The 680-nt window shown below is 49.6% G+C and carries 1 protein-coding gene; it reads left to right on the top strand.

What is annotated here, in order from left to right:
* On the top strand, positions 1–680 hold a 680-nt coding region (locus FGT79_RS31495; RefSeq protein ID WP_171056544.1), incomplete at both ends, for a hypothetical protein.

The raw sequence follows: 680 nt of genomic DNA, 5'->3' as shown, positions 1-680 counted from the left end.
ACCTTTGAAGCGATGGCGGGTACGCCGACGACGCATAATCTGTATTTTGCATCCGGTGGTTCAGAATTTATAGTGGATATCGTAACGGAGTATGTCCCTTCTGCTACAGCAACGAGGACGTATACGTCCTCGTTTAATAAAGTAAAAAGCGGTCAGTATATAGCACCGACTACTGATCCTATCGTAAAAGATGTTGCGCCAACGTGTGGGCCCGCACGAAAAGCAACGGATGTATCAGGCGCTACATTCGTGGAAACCGTTACGACGTTAAATGGTACGTATGTGAAGACTGCCGCTGTTCCAGCTTCGGGTACCGTGGGACAGCCGGGGTACAAACCCGCTGTTCCTGAGGTTCTCGGTCCCACCTATCAATGCAGCTACTCGGGTGGCCATGATGTAGAAGTGGGCGGTTACTCCGATACGTGGACGCAAACGTCAACCTTCGATTACATGAAGATTGTCAAAGCGCAAGTGTGGAAGCTGAATAGATCCAAAGTAAATGGCATGACCGAGCTGCTCGAAACCGATGAGGTATCGGCTACGATTACGCAAGGCAGTCCTAACGTATTCAGTAACATTGCTAAAGCGAATACGAGTGCGGCAGGTCGATTAAGATATTCCAATGAGGCGGATCAACACGACCATGTCGTATGGCTGGAAGGCGATTCAGATAACCGGGA

It is taken from the genome of Paenibacillus sinopodophylli, assembly GCF_005930355.1.
Classification (GTDB): domain Bacteria; phylum Bacillota; class Bacilli; order Paenibacillales; family Paenibacillaceae; genus Pristimantibacillus; species Pristimantibacillus sinopodophylli.
The sequence above is the reverse complement of the archived record's forward strand: the minus strand, read 5'-3'. Positions and strand labels throughout refer to the sequence as shown.